Below are 17,760 nucleotides of genomic sequence, written 5' to 3' on the forward strand. Positions count from 1 at the left end.
ACCTCACTGCAAAGTAAAACCTCACTGCAAAGTAAAACCTCACTGCAAAGTAAGACTAAATCAGTAATATTATCGACCGATCTCTATATTACCCTTGGCCTGTTTGTTTGGATGGATATTTAGGCAGGTTTTTGTGCTTTTTGCATAATTCAAAGCTATTGTTATCAATTAAACTAGAAGCTTAATGCTTAATAATAATTCGGGTTATGTTGTTGTTTTTGCGGGTTTTATTTTTAATTTTTCAAATTTGACGCTCTGTTTTTATTGAGACAGAATCATTTCACTCCTTGATTGAATACGCAATTAACAAAGAACGGGGTTTAAAAATGAAAGAGCTAAAAATGACAAATGAAAATGTCTCGCTTGTTAACTTTAATAAAATAAATGTACTCATGGCTGATTTTGAAAAAGCAGGTGATACACAAGACTTAACCTCAATCCTCAAAAAAGAGGCACTAGAGTGTGGTTATAAAGTACTGGGGGTTTTGGATTATAACCCACTGTCCGCTCAGTCATATCAACTTAACTACTTTGGTGAGATAGACAAAGATCTTGCTAAGTGCCTAGATTCAGATGATGGCTATCTTCACTGCAAAAATGGCCTGAGAATCAAACCTCTCTCACAGGTTATTGACTATAAAGATAACTGTTGCGGGCTGTATTTACTGCCACTAAGAGGGGTTGCAGGAATAGCGGGTGGGATCATATTTGATATACCTGAAACAGTAGAAACGTTTGGCAGTATCGAAATGATTGATTGGTATTGGACGATACTGTCACCGTATTTACTAAATGCGGCGATCCGCTGTAGAACTGGCAGTGTAAACATTACCAAAAGAGAAAAGGATTGCTTGGTTTGGGCATGTGAGGGGAAAACATCTTGGGAGATAAGCCAAATACTCGGTATTTCTGAAAGAACAGTTAACTTTCATTTATCCAATTGTATTGTTAAAACAAACAGCGCTAACCGACAGCAGGCAATCGTTAAATGTCTTGTGAAAAATTTGATATGAGTATAGGTAGCTAGATGACAAAAGTGATGATCAACCTATGCATTGCTTATCATATGACAAAGAAGCTCTGCATAGTGATATGTAGGTAAGTACGAAGAGAGTAATAAGCGCTGTTAATACTGCGAGTTATGCTGGGTAGCTTGTAGAAATAGTCAGTAAAAACAATAAATAAGCTTTTATGTGGAATAGAGTGCATGTGCTGTATGCGGAACTTTTCATAATGTCGATAATTTCAGTTAGAATATGGGCATAAATGCTTGAATAAATAAGCGCTCTAGAAACGTAATACGGGATTCTATTTCGATGCAACTCACTACAATTATTTTAGCCGCGGGTAAAGGTACTCGCATGTGTTCGAAGCTGCCAAAAGTGCTTCATCCAGTTGCCGGCCTACCAATGGTGCAGCATGTTATTGATAATGCTGTTGCTTTGGGTTCTAAAAATATTAACTTGGTATACGGACATGGTGGTGAGCAGCTGCAATCTGCACTGTCGCATAACGAAGTAAATTGGGTATTACAAGAAGAGCAACTCGGTACTGGTCATGCTGTCGCCGCAGCTAAGCAGCATATTGATGACCAAGATACGGTATTAGTCTTATATGGTGACGTACCGCTGACTAAAACAAACACGCTAGAGCGGTTACTTGCTGTGACACCTGACAAGGGGATGGCTGTTTTAACGGTAACCTTAGACAATCCAAGCGGATATGGCCGTATGTTGCGTGAGAATGGCAAGCTGACAGGTATCGTAGAGCAAAAAGACGCGACCGAAGCGCAATTGGCCATTAAAGAAATCAATACTGGCATCATGGCGGTCAATGGTCAGCTTCTTAAAAAGTGGCTCGATGCGTTATCTAATGACAATGCTCAGGGTGAGTATTACCTGACGGACATCGTTGCTATGGCCCACCGTGATGGTGCAGAGATAGCTTCTGCTCAGCCAGATGATGCAATGGAAGTTGAAGGGGCGAACAACCGTGTACAATTAGCGGGGCTTGAGCGAGCATATCAAGCTTGGCAAGCACAGACGCTCATGCTGAACGGCGCAAGTCTGGCCGATCCTAGCCGTATTGATGTGCGTGGAAAAGTGACGACAGGTCAAGATGTACAGGTTGATGTTAACGTGATTTTTGAGGGAACAGTGCAAATTGGCGATGATGTAGTGATAGGGCCTAACTGTGTGCTCAAAAACTGTGTTATTGGCAATGGTGTGGTGATCAAGGCAAATACGTTAATAGAAGACGCACAAGTTGGAGATAAATGTACGCTGGGGCCGTTTGCGCGATTGCGTCCAGGCGCTGTTATGGAAGAAGATTCTCACATAGGTAATTTCGTTGAGATGAAGAAAACCCGTTTAGGGAAGGGTTCAAAAGCGAATCACCTTACTTATCTTGGCGATGCGGAGATTGGAGAGAAAGTAAATATAGGTGCTGGCACGATTACCTGTAACTATGACGGTGTGAATAAGTCAAAAACAGTGATTGGCAACAATGCATTTATTGGTTCGAACTCTGCACTTGTGGCCCCTGTGACGATTGGCGATACCGCCACTGTTGGAGCAGGCTCAGTTATTACATCGACCGTGGCTGACGAGCAGCTCGCAATTGCTCGTGGCAAACAACGCAACCTATCAGGTTGGCAAAGACCGGTGAAAAAGTCCTAATTCGTGGGTATGTATCGTATTTGTGTACATACCCGCATAATGATTTTCAAAAGGTCTCCTAGCTTTGCTCTACGCCACAAATATCAGCGTCTGTACCTGCTTTTTGGGCGTAGTGAGCAAGTTCCTTTTTGTCACCTGTCATGGTACATTGGCAACTTAATTGAAAAAAAATTAACAATAATATTACCGAAGTAGAGTTATGGAAAATTTATTCCGCAAAGAAGTAATGGAACACAAGCGGCATCGACTTGACGGGGCTGTCTCTTTAGTACAACCGCCATTATTCAGAACACTGACTATTCTAATCTGTGCAGTAGTGGTGAGCAGTATTGTTTTTCTATCAATAGGAAAGTACACGCGTAAAGAGCGTGTCAGTGGGGTTGTTGAACCAAATACTGGGATACTGAGACTCAAGGCACCGCAAACCGGTATTATTTCTGAGATTTTGGTGAATGAAGGAGAATATGTTGCCAAAGGGGCGCCTATCCTACGCATTGCCTCGGCTAAGCATAGTAAGCACGCGGTAGAGCTGAATCAGGCGTTGTTGGATCAGTATAGTTTCCAATTACAGAGCTTAGAGCAACAGTTATTGCACCAAAAAAGACAAGATGCCTTGGCAATATCTGAACTTGAGCAGCAAAAAGCAACAGCACAAGCACGTTTAGCCGAGCTTGAACAGCAATCCCAAACGTTTGCGCAAAGGTTGACACTGAATGAAACTATGGTGTCACAGATAAGTACTCTAAAAGGTAGTGGCTACATATCTGAGCTGGAGTTGCAAAGGCAGCGTGATACTTTACTGTCCTTAAAGCAGCAAGCCTCAAGTATTCAATCAGAACGGCTATCACTGTTAAGCCAGATAGAACAACTTAATAATCAACTCGAAAAACTCCCCTTAGAACAAAGCAATCATTTATCCCAATTACAATCTCAAAAAGCTGACTTACAAATTCGTTTGTCGTCCGTTGAACAGCAGCGGTTAGGAGAGTTAAGAGCACCTAAGTCAGGTATCGTCAGCGGCCTAATGGCGAAGGTAGGCAAGAATGTAATGGAAGGGCAAAGTCTACTCACCGTATTACCCGAAAATAGCCAAATGCAGGCCATTATTTTTGTCCCAACATCGGCGTTTGGTTTTATCAATGAGGGGCAAAAAACAAGGCTGCGATACCACGCATTTCCGTATGAAAAGTTTGGGGTTTATGACGGCACTGTGATTGAAGTAAGCCAAAGCGTTATTTTTCCTGATGAGACCAATACTCCCGGCATTATCTCAGCGCCTGCCTATCGAGTGGTGGTTGCGCTAGATAATCAAGAAGTACAGGCTTATGGCAAAGCCTCTGCGTTGCGTCCTGGGATGACGCTGGACGCCGACATTATCATCGAGGAACGATCGCTACTGAGGTGGTTATTTGATCCAATATTCAGCATTCAAGGTCAGCTATAAGCTGTATAAATGAGAAATAAGGCGGCTTAATATGCACATTGAAGACAACTCACCTGTGGCAAAACTACAGTTCTGGTCAAGGAAATCACTGCCCATTATTTTGCAATCTGAGGCGGCTGAATGTGGCCTTGCTAGTTTAGCGATGGTTGCGGCCTATCATGGCTATCATAGTGATCTGATTTCCTTGCGACAAAGGTTTAATATTTCTTTGGAAGGGGCGACATTACTCGACATCATGCATTTTGCGGAAAAGCTTGAGTTAACATCGCGTCCCTTGCGTATCGAATTAGACGATCTCGATGCACTGCAAACACCCTGCATTTTACACTGGGATATGAATCATTTTGTGGTGTTGAAAAAGGCCAATGAAAAACGCATTGTTATCCACGACCCCGCGGCTGGTGAAAAAACCTTTACGCTTGAAGAAGCCTCTAAACACTTCACTGGTATTGCATTAGAGCTGACTCCCACCAAAAATTTTGAAACACAAGAGGCTAAACCGTCACTTAGGTTTTCTGACTTTTGGAGTCGTATTACGGGTTTGAAGCGTTCATTGACCCTGATCTTTATGCTTTCAATGCTGCTGCAGGTATTTACACTGGCGTCACCATACTATATCCAATTGGTGATCGACGATGTTGTGCTCACGGGTGATACCTCACTATTAACAGTGCTGGCAGTGGGCTTCTTTTTAGTAATGGTGTTTGAAATAGCAACCAATGCCTTGCGTGGTTTTACACTGTTACATTTTGGGAATCAGATGAATATCCAGCTAGGCGCTAACTTGTTCCATCATCTGGTTCGTTTGCCCTTGAGTTATTTCGAGACCCGCCACATGGGAGATGTGGTATCACGCTTTGGCTCGTTGCAGCAGGTCAAACAATTACTTACCACGGGCGTTATCGAAGCGATAATTGATGGTTTGATGGCGGTGATCACACTGGCGATGATCTTTTTTTATAGCCCCTTATTGTCGGCCGTGGTGCTGGTGGCGGTGATCTTGTATGCCTTGGTACGTATTGCTATGTATAAGCCGTTTCGTACCATCAGTGAGCAGGAGATCATGGCGCGTGCGGAAGAAAACTCTAACTTTATGGAAACGGTCCGTGGCATTCAGACCATTAAATTATTTGGCTCTGAGGTGAAACGCGAGGGCCAGTGGCAAAACCGTTATGCCAACGCCATCAATCAGAATATTCGCTTGGGGAACTTCCAGATTGGCTATGATGCGGTGAATAGAGCGCTGTTTGGCATAGAGAACATTGTGGTTGTGTACCTTGCGGCGCATTTGGTGATCCAAGGCGGTTTCAGTACCGGTATGCTATTCGCGTTTATGGCATACAAACGCCAGTTTATGGATAAAACAGCCAATCTTATTGAAAAGTTTATCGAGTTCAAAATGCTTGGTTTGCACTTCGATCGTATTGCAGATATTGCCTTGACCAACAAAGAGCAATTACAGCCAGATCAGGTAAAGCGTCATACTTTGGTGGGTAACATAGAGATCAAAAATGTCAGCTTTGCTTATTCAGACGCCAGTGCCAATGTGATCAATGAATTGAGCCTAAAGATTAACGCTGGAGAGTCGGTTGCTATCACAGGGCCATCCGGTTGTGGTAAATCAACTTTACTCAAAATTATGCTTGGTTTGATCCCAGTTAAAAGTGGCGAAATCTTGATCGATGGTATCGCGCTTGAGCAACTGGGGGCACGGCAATATCGCCAACAAATCGCCGCGGTTATGCAAGATGACGAGTTATTGTCAGGGTCAGTGGCTGACAACATCGCCTTTTTTGAAACACCAATTGATATGGCTCGTGTAGTGTATTGCGCTGAATTGGCAGCGATTCATGATGATATTAGTGCTATGCCAATGGGCTACGATAGTCTCATTGGCGATATGGGTTCAAGCCTCTCAGGTGGGCAAAAGCAGCGTATTATTTTGGCCAGAGCTCTATATAAGAATCCAAAAATATTGTTTATGGATGAGGCAACCAGTCATTTAGATACCAGCCTTGAATCAGATATTAACGATGCGGTATCTCGTTTGAAAATTACGCGGGTGATCATCGCACATCGCAAAGAAACGATAGCATCAGCGGACAGAGAAATTAAGCTAACCAAATACAAAGAAGAAAATACAGAAGAAGCATAAATCAGAAAATGCTCACGTTGATAAAACAGGTACCTTAAGGATAAGCATGAGAAATAACAACACCATGCCTTTGGAAAAAAAACAAAAATTAGAAAGTATAATTCACCTTTTAGCCCGACTCGTGAGTGCAAAAGACGAGTCTCATCATGGAATTTTAAGTGGCTTAGCGGGGCATTTACTGTTTCTCTACAAGGCTCATGAATATAACAGCGATTGGGTTGATGAAGCGCTGTTTACACAGAAACTAGATAAACTACAAGATGAGCTAGAGGAACAAACACTAGAGTTGAGCACAGGGCTTGCCGGACAGGCTTGGTTACTGGAATACCTTAATCAGGCAAACCAGGAAGACTATGCAGTGGACCTTTTGGAAGACGTTGATGCGCTATTCACCGGTGCCTTGGATCATAACCCTTGGCTTGGAGAAATTGAGTATGTCTTAGGTTTGGCAGGCTATGCGCCGTATGCAGCAAGACGACTTCGCTACAGTGACCAGCAAACGTTGTATAGCACGATAGTGAAGGGTTTTGAAAGTACAGCTAGCCGATTGGACAATGGTCACATCACATGGTCGCAACCAAGTCAGTCGGTGTATCGACTAGATAAAGAGTGCCTAGACCAGCCTGAGTACAACCTAGGTTTTGCGCATGGTGTACCGGGGATTATCGCCGCGTTATTACCCGCGTTACAGATCCCCACGCTAAAACCACAAGTAACGGAGCTGGTGCAGGGCGCGTGTGATTGGCTGTTAACACAGCGAAAAGACGACACAGACAGCATGTCATGCTTCAGCTCATGTGCAAGCCACCCTCATGAAACGTCGCGTTTGGGCTGGTGTTACGGTGACTTGACCATCGCTTTGGTGTTAGCTCGAGCGGGTCAGGCGTTGGGTAATCTCAGCTATGTTGATCAAGCACTAAAAGTCGCTCTAAAGAATATTCCTCGTGATGCCTCGACTGGCTTTGTTAAAGACGCTGGTCTTTGTCATGGTTACGTGGGCATTATGACTATCTATCAAGCATTAAACGAACTAATGCCTCATCCTCAGCTTGAAGAGGTTGTCACTACCTGGCTGGATTACACATTAGAACAGTTTGAGCAACAAGGGCTCGAAGCATTCTACTTCTTCAGTGGTGAAAGCAAAAACTATGTGGAAGATTTCAGCCTATTGACGGGCTATTCAGGCATTGGGTTATGCTTGCTGAGCGTGCTCAATGACGACCTTAGCTGGCTGGATATCATGCTAATGGCATAAGGAGTTGATGATGAATAACAATAATTCTAAACAAGCAAAAATGGCTATCAAGCCAATTCAATGCGCTCCTTTTTTCGTAATACGCACGCCGCGTTTAGCGATTGAGCATTTAAGTGCTTTTGGAAATAGCGACGCAGACAATAACGCCATTCTTAGACAGTGGCTAGACATGCCTGGTGTCACAGAAGCACTTTATTTGGCCAGCCCTTCTTTACTTGAGCGTATAGAGCAGTGGCGCAATAAGCCCGACTCTAAACAAGGCAAGAAAGTCGCTCAGGCGTTGATAAAATACATGATACGAATGTGCTCACGCCCGACACCTTTTGGCTTGTTTTCAGGAGTGCATCAAGGGCAAGTGTCAGAAAGCACCAATATAATCAGTGGGCCTTATAGTGAAGACAAGCGCAACACTCGATTGGATATGTTTTACCTCAGTGCTTTAAAAGAGCACTTTGTTAAACATGCCTCTCGTTCTGAGCATTTGACGTACAAGCCAAACTCATCGCATTACTTTGTAGCTGAGCAGTGTCGCTATATCGAGAGCTATATCTCTGAAGACACAATGCAATATCGATTAAGTGCCGTGGACAGTGATGAATACTTTGAGTTTGCCATGTCGCTTGCCAAAGAAGGTAAGAGTTTTAATGCATTGGTTGAGGCATTTCACAAACAGTATCCTGAGGCCGATAGAGAAGATGTTGAATCATATATTCAAGACTTAATTGACGAAGGCGTGATACAGGCTGACATACCGTTACCATTGACCGGAGAATCGCCAGATCAGGCTTTGTTGAAGTCGTTACAAGCGATAAACGAACTGCATACTGCGGATCATCTCGCGACAGCATTGGCGCAAATCGAGCAGCTGGATACGCAAAAAAGTGGCGAGATCGCTCCATACCAACACATTCTTGAGCATTTACAGCAATTACCTGTAAAAGTGCAGGAAAATAAGCTCTTTCAATCGGATGTTTACCGAGACTTTACGCAATGTCAGTTGAGTGAAATGGAAATGAGCCGCTTGAGAAAGCAGTTGGAGTTGATAGCAGGGCTCAGCGCTGATGCTAATACGTCAAACTTGAATAATTTTATCAATCAATTCAATGCGCGCTTTGAGGGACAGTTTGTGCCTTTGGATAAGATCCTAGATGATGAATCAGGGATTGGTATATCAGATGAGACAGGCTATGATTCACCGCTTATTGCTGGCCTTTGGTTGGGTAAAAATGCTCAGCAGCAACCAAGAAGCAATGCCAATAGCAATGTGTTGGAGACCATCATTGATGAAGCCATCAGCTTGCCTGAGAATCGAGCTCGTGACTGCATTGTACTAAAGAGTAAAGAGCTCAAAACAAAAGTAACCAATCACAATGTGGTGCATAAGTTTCCTAGTTCATTTTCAGCGATGATCAGCCTCTATGAAGATGAAAAGCAAAACCCCATTGTGAAGCTGAGTGGCTGTACAGGCCCTTCGTCGGCAAACTTACTTGGCCGCTTTTGCCACCTAGATGAAGCATTGAAAGATAATGTACGTTCTCAGTTGCAAAAAGAGCAGGCGCATTCAAGTGAGGTGATTTTTGCCGAAGTGGTTCACATGCCAGAAGGGCGGCCAGGTAATGTAGTTGCAAGGCCACACCTAAGAGAGTACGAAATAGTATTTATGGCCGATAGTAGTTTGGCTGATGAATATCAAATTCCGCTGTCAGATTTGTATGTTTGGGTCGAAGGGCTACAGGTTAAATTGTGGAGCAAGCGACTTGATAAGCAGGTGGTGCCACGTCTGTCTTGTGCTCACAACTATTCTGCACGTAGCTTAAGTGCTTATAAGTTCTTATGCATGTTGCAACACCAGTCGGGTAGAGCGCCGAACTTCAGAATGCCTTCGAGCACTGCGCGTAGTGCGTTTGTTCCACGCATCATGCTCGACAACCTGATTGTCAATGAGAAAACATGGCGTATTCCAAGAGAAGCGCTGGAAGCCGTATACCGTAAAGGCCAACTCGATCGTACTCTGCTCGAAGAGTTGATGGCAAAGTATCAGTTAGATGCTCAAGTCAGCTATGCAATGGCGGACAATGTGTTACAGCTTAACCTGAACAACGCAGATATGCTGTCAATTTTGTTGGCTGAAACCAAAGGGCAAACTCACATAGAGCTTAAAGAGGTGCTCAGCAGCCACTATCAATCCAGAGTGGTTGACGCACAAGGTATGCATTACAACAATGAGCTAGTTGTGCCATTTTTTAATGACAATGCTGCGGTGCATAGACATTCCACCGATAACCCCATTGCCAATATTACTGCCGCTGCGATCAAGCGTCGATTTAGTGCCGGATCGCAATGGCTAAGCCTGAAAATATATTCGGGTAATTCAGTTCTAGAACAATTGCTTAGTGAGCGTTTGCAACCGCTAATCGAAGCGCATCAAGCGCTGTTTGAGAAATGGTTTTTTATACGCTATGGCGATCCAGATTGGCACCTTCGTGTGCGTTTTTACGGCGAGCCAGAGGTGCTATGTGGTCAGCTGTTACCACTATTAAATCAATTACTCGACCCGATGATCGAAAGCGGTGAGTTACATAAAGTGGAACTGATGACCTATGAGCGAGAAGTTGAGCGCTATGGTGGCCCAGAATCAATGGCGTTGATTGAGTCACTGTTTATGTTTGACAGTATTCTGATAGCAAAAACATGTGCATTGCTAGATGAGTATGATGAACAATTAAGATGGCGTATGGCATTACTGTACTCCGATAGACTGCTCACCTTGTTTGAATATGATGATGAAGCTCGATTGGCACTGATCAGCCGTTTAAGAGATGGTTTTGGCCGAGAGTTTAATGAGAGCAATACACTGCGAAAACAGCTTGGAAACCGCTATCGGGAGTATCAAGCAACGTTGGACAGTGACTTTGCACAACTTCATCAGCAGACACCTTCAGCAAACGATGAAGTACAAAACGCGCTGTTTAATTTGCTCGGTCAATGGCAGGCTCAGGCCGCCCCTGTGGTGGCTCAACTGAATACTTTACGCGCCGCTGGAGCTTTAAACTGTAGCCGTGATGCCTTATTGGGTTCGCTGCTGCACATGCATAACAATCGCATGTTTAAGGCCTATGGACGTGAGCAGGAATTGGTGATCCACGACTTGTTACGCCGCAAGTACTTCTCAGCCAATAAACAGCAATAAAGCAAGCGATCTTGGTACAGCGTTACAAGTGCACTGCTTCTAGGTGTTGCTAAACTTGCTCAAAAAGGTATGAATAGCTAAGCTCAAGAACAAATCACGTGCTTGAAAGTTATCTAAGAATATAAGATGAAAATATTTAAATTATTGATTTTATGTTTTTTATTTATACAAAGCCATAGTCTATGTGCCGCTCAGGCACTGGTGTCAGAGCTGAAAATATTCGAACCCTACCTAGGAACGTGGCAGGCTGATTTTCCTGTTGTGGGTGGCAAACCCGCTATGCAGGATGTTAGTCATTGGGAGCGAGCCTTAAATGGTACTGCCGTGCGTACGCTGCATTCTATTAATGAGGGCATGTACGGTGGTGAGTCACTGATTTTTTGGGATAAAACCAAGAAAAAGGTGGTGTTTTTTTATTTCACCACTGCAGGATTTTACACCCAAGGTACTATGGATGTGCTTGATGATGGCAGTTTTGTTGCCTATGAAGATGTTGCGGGCAATCAAGATGGCATTACAAAGGTTAAATCAACCAGCCGTTTTGTGGATGGTGAGATGGAAGTTTCTACGCAGTACTTAAAACACGGCATGTGGACAGAGCCAGAAAAGCGCCGTTATACACGATCAAACAAAGCTGTAAAATTTCATTGATAGCTAGCCGGTTAGCTCACGGCTAGCTTATTTAACCCAATAATATTATTAAGTTTTTGATAAATAAAGCTTGAGCGTATCACCCACTTGTAAAACATCCTTTGATAGCGCATTCCATTTTTTAATTTCATGGACACTGATGTTGAAGTGTTTAGCAATACGCCACAGGCTGTCACCTGCACGTACTGTATAATCCATTTGTTTATCTGCCAAAATGGGCAGTAATAGCGTGTCACCAATTTTTATATTGTTACTTTTCAATTGGTTGAATGTTTTAAGTTGAGAGACCGTTAACGTATGGCGTTGCGCAATTACACTTAAACTGTCTCCTTTTTTAATCGTGTAATGTTGCCATTGATCACTGGGCATCGCTGGCAGTTTGGCCACATAGTCTTGCCATTGTTGTGCTTGTAAGGCGGGCACGACGATGTGGTCGGGTCCATCCAACAAAGCAGGAAATCGTGTATAGCCTGGATTGAGCGTTTGTAATTTACGCCAAGCTTTATCAGTGTTGAGGATCACTCCTTGCTCCAACGGTAAGACTGCAATGGCGGTATGATTAGGGATCTTGGGAAACTCCATTTGTTGTTTGCGTAACAGCTGTGCAGCGGCCAGTAACTTAGGCACGTAGTGACGGGTTTGTTTAGGTAGGGGCAAGTCAAAAAAGTGGGTTGATTTACCGCGTTGCTTATTGAATTTAATGGCTTGGGAAACACGTCCTTCGCCGGTGTTGTAAGCCGCAATGGCATGATACCAGTTGCCGTCAAAACGTTTATGTAAATAGCTTAAGAAATCCAATGCTGCATTGGTGGCATCGACAATATCTTGTCGGCCATCATACCAGGGCGTAATTTTTACGCCATAGTGTTTGGCGATAAGTGGCGTGAGTTGCCAAAGGCCTGATGCGTGTTTATGAGAATAGGCGGTGGTGTCAAAATCGCTTTCAATCAATGGCATTAACGCCAGTTCAATGGGGAGCCCTCGACGCTCTACCTGTTCTACCACATACAACAGAAACGGTGCAGCTCTTTCACTGATCACATGCATATAGTTGGGGTGTGACAAATACCAATCAACGCGAGCTTGTACGCTTTCGTGTGCAGATGGGGCAAAGGTTAGTTGCGAGCGAATGCGTTGCCATACATCTTCCGTTTGCTCATCGATGGATGGGCGCTGTGTGGAGACGGTTTTGTCAGGGTTAGCTGTCACGATAGGTTCTGGTGTCTTTGCCTGCGTAGGTGTACTAGACGTTGGAGTTGTTTTGCAGGCGCTCAGCAGCAGCAGTGAGCATAAGAGAGTGAAGCGAAATAAATACATCATGAGATATTCTCTGCGTTGTTTGTACCGATTGTAAACAAGGGGGTCGGTGACTGTAAAGTGTGCATAATTTAAAATGATGCGATTAATATGGTATGAACAATCTCTTTACTTGCATATGATGAACGGTAAGTGAATGCTTACTCTTTGGGTTTTGTATGCGATGGTAAATATGTTCTAACGTCGTCGCGATATGCAATTGTAGATGGGCGCCATGCCCACTTAATCAATGGACCAAGGCGCTCTCAATGAGGTGTAAGACGAAGTTACTAGCCAAGCGTCTTAAATGCAATAGATGCGTTCGTTCCTCCAAAGCCAAATGAATTAGAAAGTGCTGCATTAACCTTCATCTTTTGAGGAGTGAGCATGATCAAATCAACACCCAGACAGCTGGGGTCAACATTCTCTGTGGTTAGATTAAGCGTATACGGTAAGGTTTGTTGTTGTAGCGCCAATACCGTAAATACCGCTTCAATGGCTGCTGCTGCACCGAGCAAGTGCCCTGTTTGTGACTTGGTACCAGACACGGCCAGTTTGTTGGCATGATCAGCAAAGGTATTTTTTATTGCTAATACTTCAATACTATCGGCTGCGGTGCTGGTACTATGGGTATTAACGTATTGTACGTCTTGTATGTTAAGGCCTGCCATATTTAGGGCGTTTTGCATTGCCCGTTGCGCACCAGAGCCTTGCGGGTGCGGGGCGCTTAAAGCCTGACCGGTATAGCCATCAGAGGTTCTGCCAAAACCGACAATTTCACAGTAGATTTTTGCACCGCGAGTAATGGCGTGATCGTACTCTTCCAATACCAAACAAGCAGCCCCTTCACCCATAACAAAACCATCTCTGTCTGTGGTAAAAGGGCGAGAAGCAGTCGCTAAATCATGGTTTCTGGTAGACAATGCATTTTGTGCGTTAAACGTGGCGATACCAACCGGCGTGACGGATGCTTCTGCACCCCCTGCGACGATAATTTCTGCTTCACCCCCTTTGATGGCGTTACAGGCGTCAATAATTGAATGAGCACTGGCAGCACAAGCGGTGCAGTGAGCGTTGTTTGGGCCCCCAAAATTCCAATGACTGGCAACATAGCCTGCGGCAAGATTGGGTAAAAACATTAAATTTCCAAATGGAGATTGCTTTTTCCCACTGACTGCTTTGGCCGCGCACACTTCCAAACTATTTAGTCCGCCCACACCCGTTGCGAGGTTGACGCCTATACGTAGCCTGAGTGGTTCATCATCTAGATTATCAAGACCCGCTTCTTGAATTGCTTCAGCGGCCGCTATCATGGCAAACATTTGGTGCCGGTCGATTTTTTTCAGTAGCTTAGTACGTGTGCTATCGTCCATATGTTTAAACGGCGCAAGCGTACTTGCGTCTAATTGTGAACTAACCTGAGCGGCAAATGTTGTTTTGCAAGCAAATTGGGCGGGATCAAAGTGCTCAATTGGACGTATGCCGTGCTTACCTTGTAGTAAGTTATCAAAGCTTGTGTGTGCACTTGTGCCTATTGGCGAGATGGCACCAATTCCTGTAACAACGACTCTTCTCATGTTTATCCTTTTCAATAAAGTTACGCAGCGCTTAAGGCGCGAATATTGCCCAGCAATACTAATCATGTGCCGTTGCAAAATCATGACACATTGCTCAATGAATTTTTTTATATCAAGGTGAACAAAAATACAACGCCATACGTTTAATTAAATCTATATCCAAAAAATGTGTGGGTGATTTATGTTAGAGAGCGAACTTAAAATACAGTTAAGCCAGTTTAAGTTAGATGCTGTGATCCTGAGCTATGCAGACGCAAACCACTATTTAGCGGGTGGTGTTGATATAAAGGGCAATTACCATTTACTGACAAACAAACATGGTGAGACACAGACGTTTAATTCTTTGCGTGAAGCCGAGGTGGCATTGGCCGGTTTAGGTGTCACGGCCGCCATCTTTGAAATGCAAAGTGCGTATGATGAAATGGTGGCATCGGACACAGCCAGCACCGTAAGAACTAAACTACACCTAGTACATTAAGCGACTGATAACATAGCGTATGTAGGGCATTGCTTAGTGTGATGTCCTACAGAGAGTGTAATCTTATTTGTATATACAACTAGGCTTGAGCTTAGATCCTGCTTTTACGTTGGCCTTGCGTTGCCCGCAGACGTGCGCCACACAAACAAAAGAAAGCATAATTTGTAGTTGTCATAGTTAATAAGTTTCGTTTAAACTACACCTAAATTACGAAACGAAACTTATCTGAACGGTTCATGACTAAACGAAACACACAACAGCGCCGCCACACGATCCTTAGTAGAGTGAATGAACAGGGTGAAGTGAGCGTTGACGCACTGGCCGTTGAATTTGAAACCTCAGAAGTTACGATTCGAAAGGATTTAACCGCGTTAGAAAAAAGTGGCTTGTTGCTACGTCGCTATGGTGGCGCTGTGGCATTGCCACAGGAGATCGTGGGCAGCGCCAATGATGAACAAGATTCACGCCGCAAAACCGCGATTGCTAAGGCTGCTGCCAAGCTGATAAAAGATCATAACCGCATCATCATAGACAGTGGCCGCACCACCGCAGCCATGATCCCTGAGTTATCTAACAAGCAAGGGTTGGTGGTGATGACCAATGCCATGAATATCGCCAACCGCTTGCTGTCACTTGAGAATGAACCAACATTATTGATGACCGGAGGAACATGGGACCCACACTCTGAATCATTTCAGGGGCAGGTCGCAGAGCAAGTGCTACGCTCTTATGATTTTGATCAGCTGTTTATCGGTGCTGATGGCATCGACGTAGCGCGTGGCACCACAACCTTTAACGAGCTGGTGGGCTTGAGCCAACTAATGGCACAGGCAGCCAGAGAGGTAATCGTCATGGTTGAGTCTGACAAGGTAGGCAGAAAAATTCCTAACCTTGAGCTGTCATGGCAGCAAGTAACGACCTTAATCACAGATGAGAATCTAGCCGCTGACAAACGTCAGGCCATTGAACAAAGTGGCGTGACGGTTATTTGCGCGGCTTTGTAAATACTTGCTTGTACAAGTACGACAACACCTTGTACAGCAAACACTAATATGACAACACCAACGTGCAAAATGGAGAAATTATGTGTGGGATTGTAGGGGCAGTTGCAGAGCGCCCAGTAAATAAGATTTTAGTTGAAGGCTTAAAGCGCCTTGAATACCGTGGTTATGACTCGGCGGGCGTGGCGTTGAGCTTAGATAGCACGCTTAGCACGGTAAAAGCGGTAGGCAAGGTGGTTAATCTTGAGCAAGCACTTGAAAAAGCCAATGTTAAAGGCACCACAGGCATTGCGCACACACGCTGGGCGACCCACGGCGGTGTGACAGAAAGCAACGCACACCCACACGTTTCAAACAGTGAAATTGCACTGGTACACAACGGCATTATTGAAAACCATGCGCCGCTTCGTGACGCCTTAAAAGGTGATGGTTACGAATTCTTATCTGACACAGATACAGAAGTTATGGTGCATTTAATCCACCAGCTTCGCCAACAGCACAACAGCCTGCTAGATGCGGTAAAAGCGGCAGTTAAACAGCTTGAAGGTGCTTATGGTACGGTGGTATTCGATAAATCCAACGATCAAGAAATGATTGTGGCGCGCTCAGGAAGCCCATTGGTAATAGGCCTAGGGTTAGGTGAAAATTTCATCGCGTCGGATCAGCTTGCGTTATTACCTGTGACACGTAGTTTTATCTTCTTAGAAGAAGGTGATGTGGCACGCATTACTCGCAACAGTGTTGAAATTTTTGACAGCAATGGCGAAGCGGTTGAGCGTGAAGTTGTAGAGTCAAACATCACGCAAGACAATTCAGGTAAAGGTGAATACCGCCACTACATGCTTAAAGAGATTTATGAGCAGCCATTGGCGGTAAGAAATACACTTGAAGGTCGCTTAGACAATGATCGTGTATCGGTAGATGCCTTTGGCGACAGCGCACAGCAAATCTTTAAAGACGTAAAACATGTGCAGATCATCGCGTGTGGTACCTCTTACCACTCAGGCATGGTTGCCCGTTATTGGCTTGAGCAATTTGCTGGCGTAAGCTGTAATGTGGAAATTGCCTCAGAGTTCCGTTACCGTCAATCGTTTGTGCATGAAAACAGCCTGCTAGTAACGATTTCTCAATCAGGTGAAACCGCTGATACGCTTGCTGCACTGCGCCTAGCTAAAGAGCAAGGTTATATGGCATCAATGACCATTTGTAACGTGCCAGGCTCTTCATTGGTGCGTGAATCAGACTTGGCCTTTATGACCAAAGCCGGTGCTGAGATTGGTGTCGCTTCAACCAAAGCATTCACCACACAACTTGTAGGCTTATTGATGCTAACAGCGTCGATTGCGCAAGAAAAGGGCCTAGAACAAAGCGCCATTGTAAACGCTATTAAAACCTTGCCAAATAAACTTGAAGAAGCCCTGTCACTGGCGGGTAGCATTGAAGATTTGGCCGAAGAGTTTGCCGACAAGCACCATTCACTGTTTTTAGGTCGTGGCTCACAATACCCAATCGCAATGGAAGGCGCGTTGAAGTTGAAAGAAATTTCATACATTCACGCCGAAGCCTACGCTGCGGGTGAGTTAAAGCACGGACCACTGGCGTTGATTGACGCAGATATGCCAATCATCGTGGTTGCACCAAACAACGAGCTACTTGAAAAGCTAAAATCAAACGTTGAAGAAGTACGCGCCCGTGGAGGCATCATTTACGTATTCGCAGATAAAGACTCACACTTTGAGTCTGACGACACCATGCGTGTTATCAACGTAAACCACGTAGAGGACATCCTCGCACCTGTTGTATATACAATCCCGCTACAGCTGCTGTCATACTACGTTGCCGTGATAAAAGGCACCGACGTAGACCAACCTAGAAATTTGGCTAAATCAGTAACGGTTGAATAAAAAAGGCGCGAAAGCGCTTTTTTTTGTGGGTGAACAATAAAGTTTCTATCCTTGGGCTGATGGAGTAGCCCCTTAACCTTGGTGATTGTAACTTCAAATTAATATGACTTAGCTATGCTGTAGCTGCAAGT

Annotated in this window: 12 protein-coding genes; 10 read left to right on the top strand and 2 right to left on the bottom strand. The window is 44.4% G+C overall.

The window, feature by feature from the left end; genetic code table 11:
* The first annotated feature begins 341 nt into the window (after positions 1-341).
* The 7 genes from L1070_RS20375 (at position 342) to L1070_RS19510 (ending at position 11,373) form a co-directional block, all read left to right on the top strand.
* Positions 342-1,013, top strand: coding sequence for a helix-turn-helix domain-containing protein (locus tag L1070_RS20375; protein ID WP_275423312.1), 672 nt, complete (start codon positions 342-344; stop codon positions 1,011-1,013).
* 303 nt (positions 1,014-1,316) lie between these two features.
* Positions 1,317-2,678: a bifunctional UDP-N-acetylglucosamine diphosphorylase/glucosamine-1-phosphate N-acetyltransferase GlmU gene (glmU, locus tag L1070_RS19485; RefSeq protein WP_237126806.1), complete on the top strand. Its 1,362-nt coding sequence runs from the start codon at positions 1,317-1,319 to the stop codon at positions 2,676-2,678.
* A 199-nt stretch (positions 2,679-2,877) separates the two neighbouring features.
* On the top strand, positions 2,878-4,122 hold the full coding sequence (locus tag L1070_RS19490; protein ID WP_070982895.1) for an HlyD family efflux transporter periplasmic adaptor subunit: 1,245 nt from the start codon (positions 2,878-2,880) through the stop codon (positions 4,120-4,122).
* Between the two features lie 31 nt (positions 4,123-4,153).
* Complete coding sequence (locus L1070_RS19495; RefSeq protein ID WP_070982894.1) at positions 4,154-6,277, top strand: peptidase domain-containing ABC transporter; 2,124 nt, start codon at positions 4,154-4,156, stop codon at positions 6,275-6,277.
* Positions 6,278-6,323: 46 nt separating this feature from the next.
* Positions 6,324-7,532: a lanthionine synthetase C family protein gene (locus L1070_RS19500; RefSeq protein WP_237126807.1), complete on the top strand. Its 1,209-nt coding sequence runs from the start codon at positions 6,324-6,326 to the stop codon at positions 7,530-7,532.
* A gap of 10 nt (positions 7,533-7,542) precedes the next feature.
* Positions 7,543-10,722 (top strand): lantibiotic dehydratase, encoded by a 3,180-nt coding sequence (locus L1070_RS19505; RefSeq protein WP_237126808.1) that lies wholly within the window; start codon positions 7,543-7,545, stop codon positions 10,720-10,722.
* 126 nt (positions 10,723-10,848) lie between these two features.
* Complete coding sequence (locus tag L1070_RS19510) at positions 10,849-11,373, top strand: hypothetical protein (protein WP_237126809.1); 525 nt, start codon at positions 10,849-10,851, stop codon at positions 11,371-11,373.
* Positions 11,374-11,421: 48 nt separating this feature from the next.
* Here L1070_RS19510 and L1070_RS19515 read toward each other — a convergent pair whose 3' ends face one another.
* Positions 11,422-12,690: a LysM peptidoglycan-binding domain-containing protein gene (locus L1070_RS19515; RefSeq protein WP_237126821.1), complete on the bottom strand. Its 1,269-nt coding sequence runs from the start codon at positions 12,688-12,690 to the stop codon at positions 11,422-11,424.
* Positions 12,691-12,959: 269 nt separating this feature from the next.
* Entirely contained in the window at positions 12,960-14,246 is a 1,287-nt protein-coding gene (locus tag L1070_RS19520) for a beta-ketoacyl-ACP synthase II (protein WP_237126810.1), read from the bottom strand.
* A gap of 181 nt (positions 14,247-14,427) precedes the next feature.
* On the opposite strand from L1070_RS19520, the gene L1070_RS19525 reads away from it, so the two are divergent.
* The 3 genes from L1070_RS19525 (at position 14,428) to glmS (ending at position 17,629) form a co-directional block, all read left to right on the top strand.
* Positions 14,428-14,724: a DUF6482 family protein gene (locus L1070_RS19525; protein WP_237126811.1), complete on the top strand. Its 297-nt coding sequence runs from the start codon at positions 14,428-14,430 to the stop codon at positions 14,722-14,724.
* 236 nt (positions 14,725-14,960) lie between these two features.
* Positions 14,961-15,728, top strand: coding sequence for a DeoR family transcriptional regulator (locus L1070_RS19530; protein ID WP_070982890.1), 768 nt, complete (start codon positions 14,961-14,963; stop codon positions 15,726-15,728).
* An 80-nt stretch (positions 15,729-15,808) separates the two neighbouring features.
* Positions 15,809-17,629, top strand: a complete 1,821-nt coding sequence (gene glmS / locus L1070_RS19535; protein WP_237126812.1) for a glutamine--fructose-6-phosphate transaminase (isomerizing) — start codon at positions 15,809-15,811, stop codon at positions 17,627-17,629.
* The last annotated feature ends 131 nt before the right edge of the window (positions 17,630-17,760 follow it).

Source organism: Pseudoalteromonas sp. MMG022 (assembly GCF_021654245.1).
GTDB lineage: Bacteria > Pseudomonadota > Gammaproteobacteria > Enterobacterales > Alteromonadaceae > Pseudoalteromonas > Pseudoalteromonas amylolytica.

Excerpts from the sequence above, each read along its gene's own strand:
- L1070_RS20375 (WP_275423312.1), top strand. The coding sequence starts at position 342 with ATGACAAATGAAAATGTCTCGCTTGTTAACTTTAATAAAATAAATGTA.
- glmS (WP_237126812.1), top strand. The coding sequence starts at position 15,809 with ATGTGTGGGATTGTAGGGGCAGTTGCAGAGCGCCCAGTAAATAAGATT.
- L1070_RS19495 (WP_070982894.1), top strand. The coding sequence starts at position 4,154 with ATGCACATTGAAGACAACTCACCTGTGGCAAAACTACAGTTCTGGTCA.
- L1070_RS19500 (WP_237126807.1), top strand. The coding sequence starts at position 6,324 with ATGAGAAATAACAACACCATGCCTTTGGAAAAAAAACAAAAATTAGAA.
- L1070_RS19515 (WP_237126821.1), bottom strand. The coding sequence starts at position 12,690 with ATGTATTTATTTCGCTTCACTCTCTTATGCTCACTGCTGCTGCTGAGC.
- L1070_RS19520 (WP_237126810.1), bottom strand. The coding sequence starts at position 14,246 with ATGAGAAGAGTCGTTGTTACAGGAATTGGTGCCATCTCGCCAATAGGC.
- glmU (WP_237126806.1), top strand. The coding sequence starts at position 1,317 with ATGCAACTCACTACAATTATTTTAGCCGCGGGTAAAGGTACTCGCATG.
- L1070_RS19530 (WP_070982890.1), top strand. The coding sequence starts at position 14,961 with ATGACTAAACGAAACACACAACAGCGCCGCCACACGATCCTTAGTAGA.
- L1070_RS19490 (WP_070982895.1), top strand. The coding sequence starts at position 2,878 with ATGGAAAATTTATTCCGCAAAGAAGTAATGGAACACAAGCGGCATCGA.
- L1070_RS19510 (WP_237126809.1), top strand. The coding sequence starts at position 10,849 with ATGAAAATATTTAAATTATTGATTTTATGTTTTTTATTTATACAAAGC.
- L1070_RS19505 (WP_237126808.1), top strand. The coding sequence starts at position 7,543 with ATGAATAACAATAATTCTAAACAAGCAAAAATGGCTATCAAGCCAATT.
- L1070_RS19525 (WP_237126811.1), top strand. The coding sequence starts at position 14,428 with ATGTTAGAGAGCGAACTTAAAATACAGTTAAGCCAGTTTAAGTTAGAT.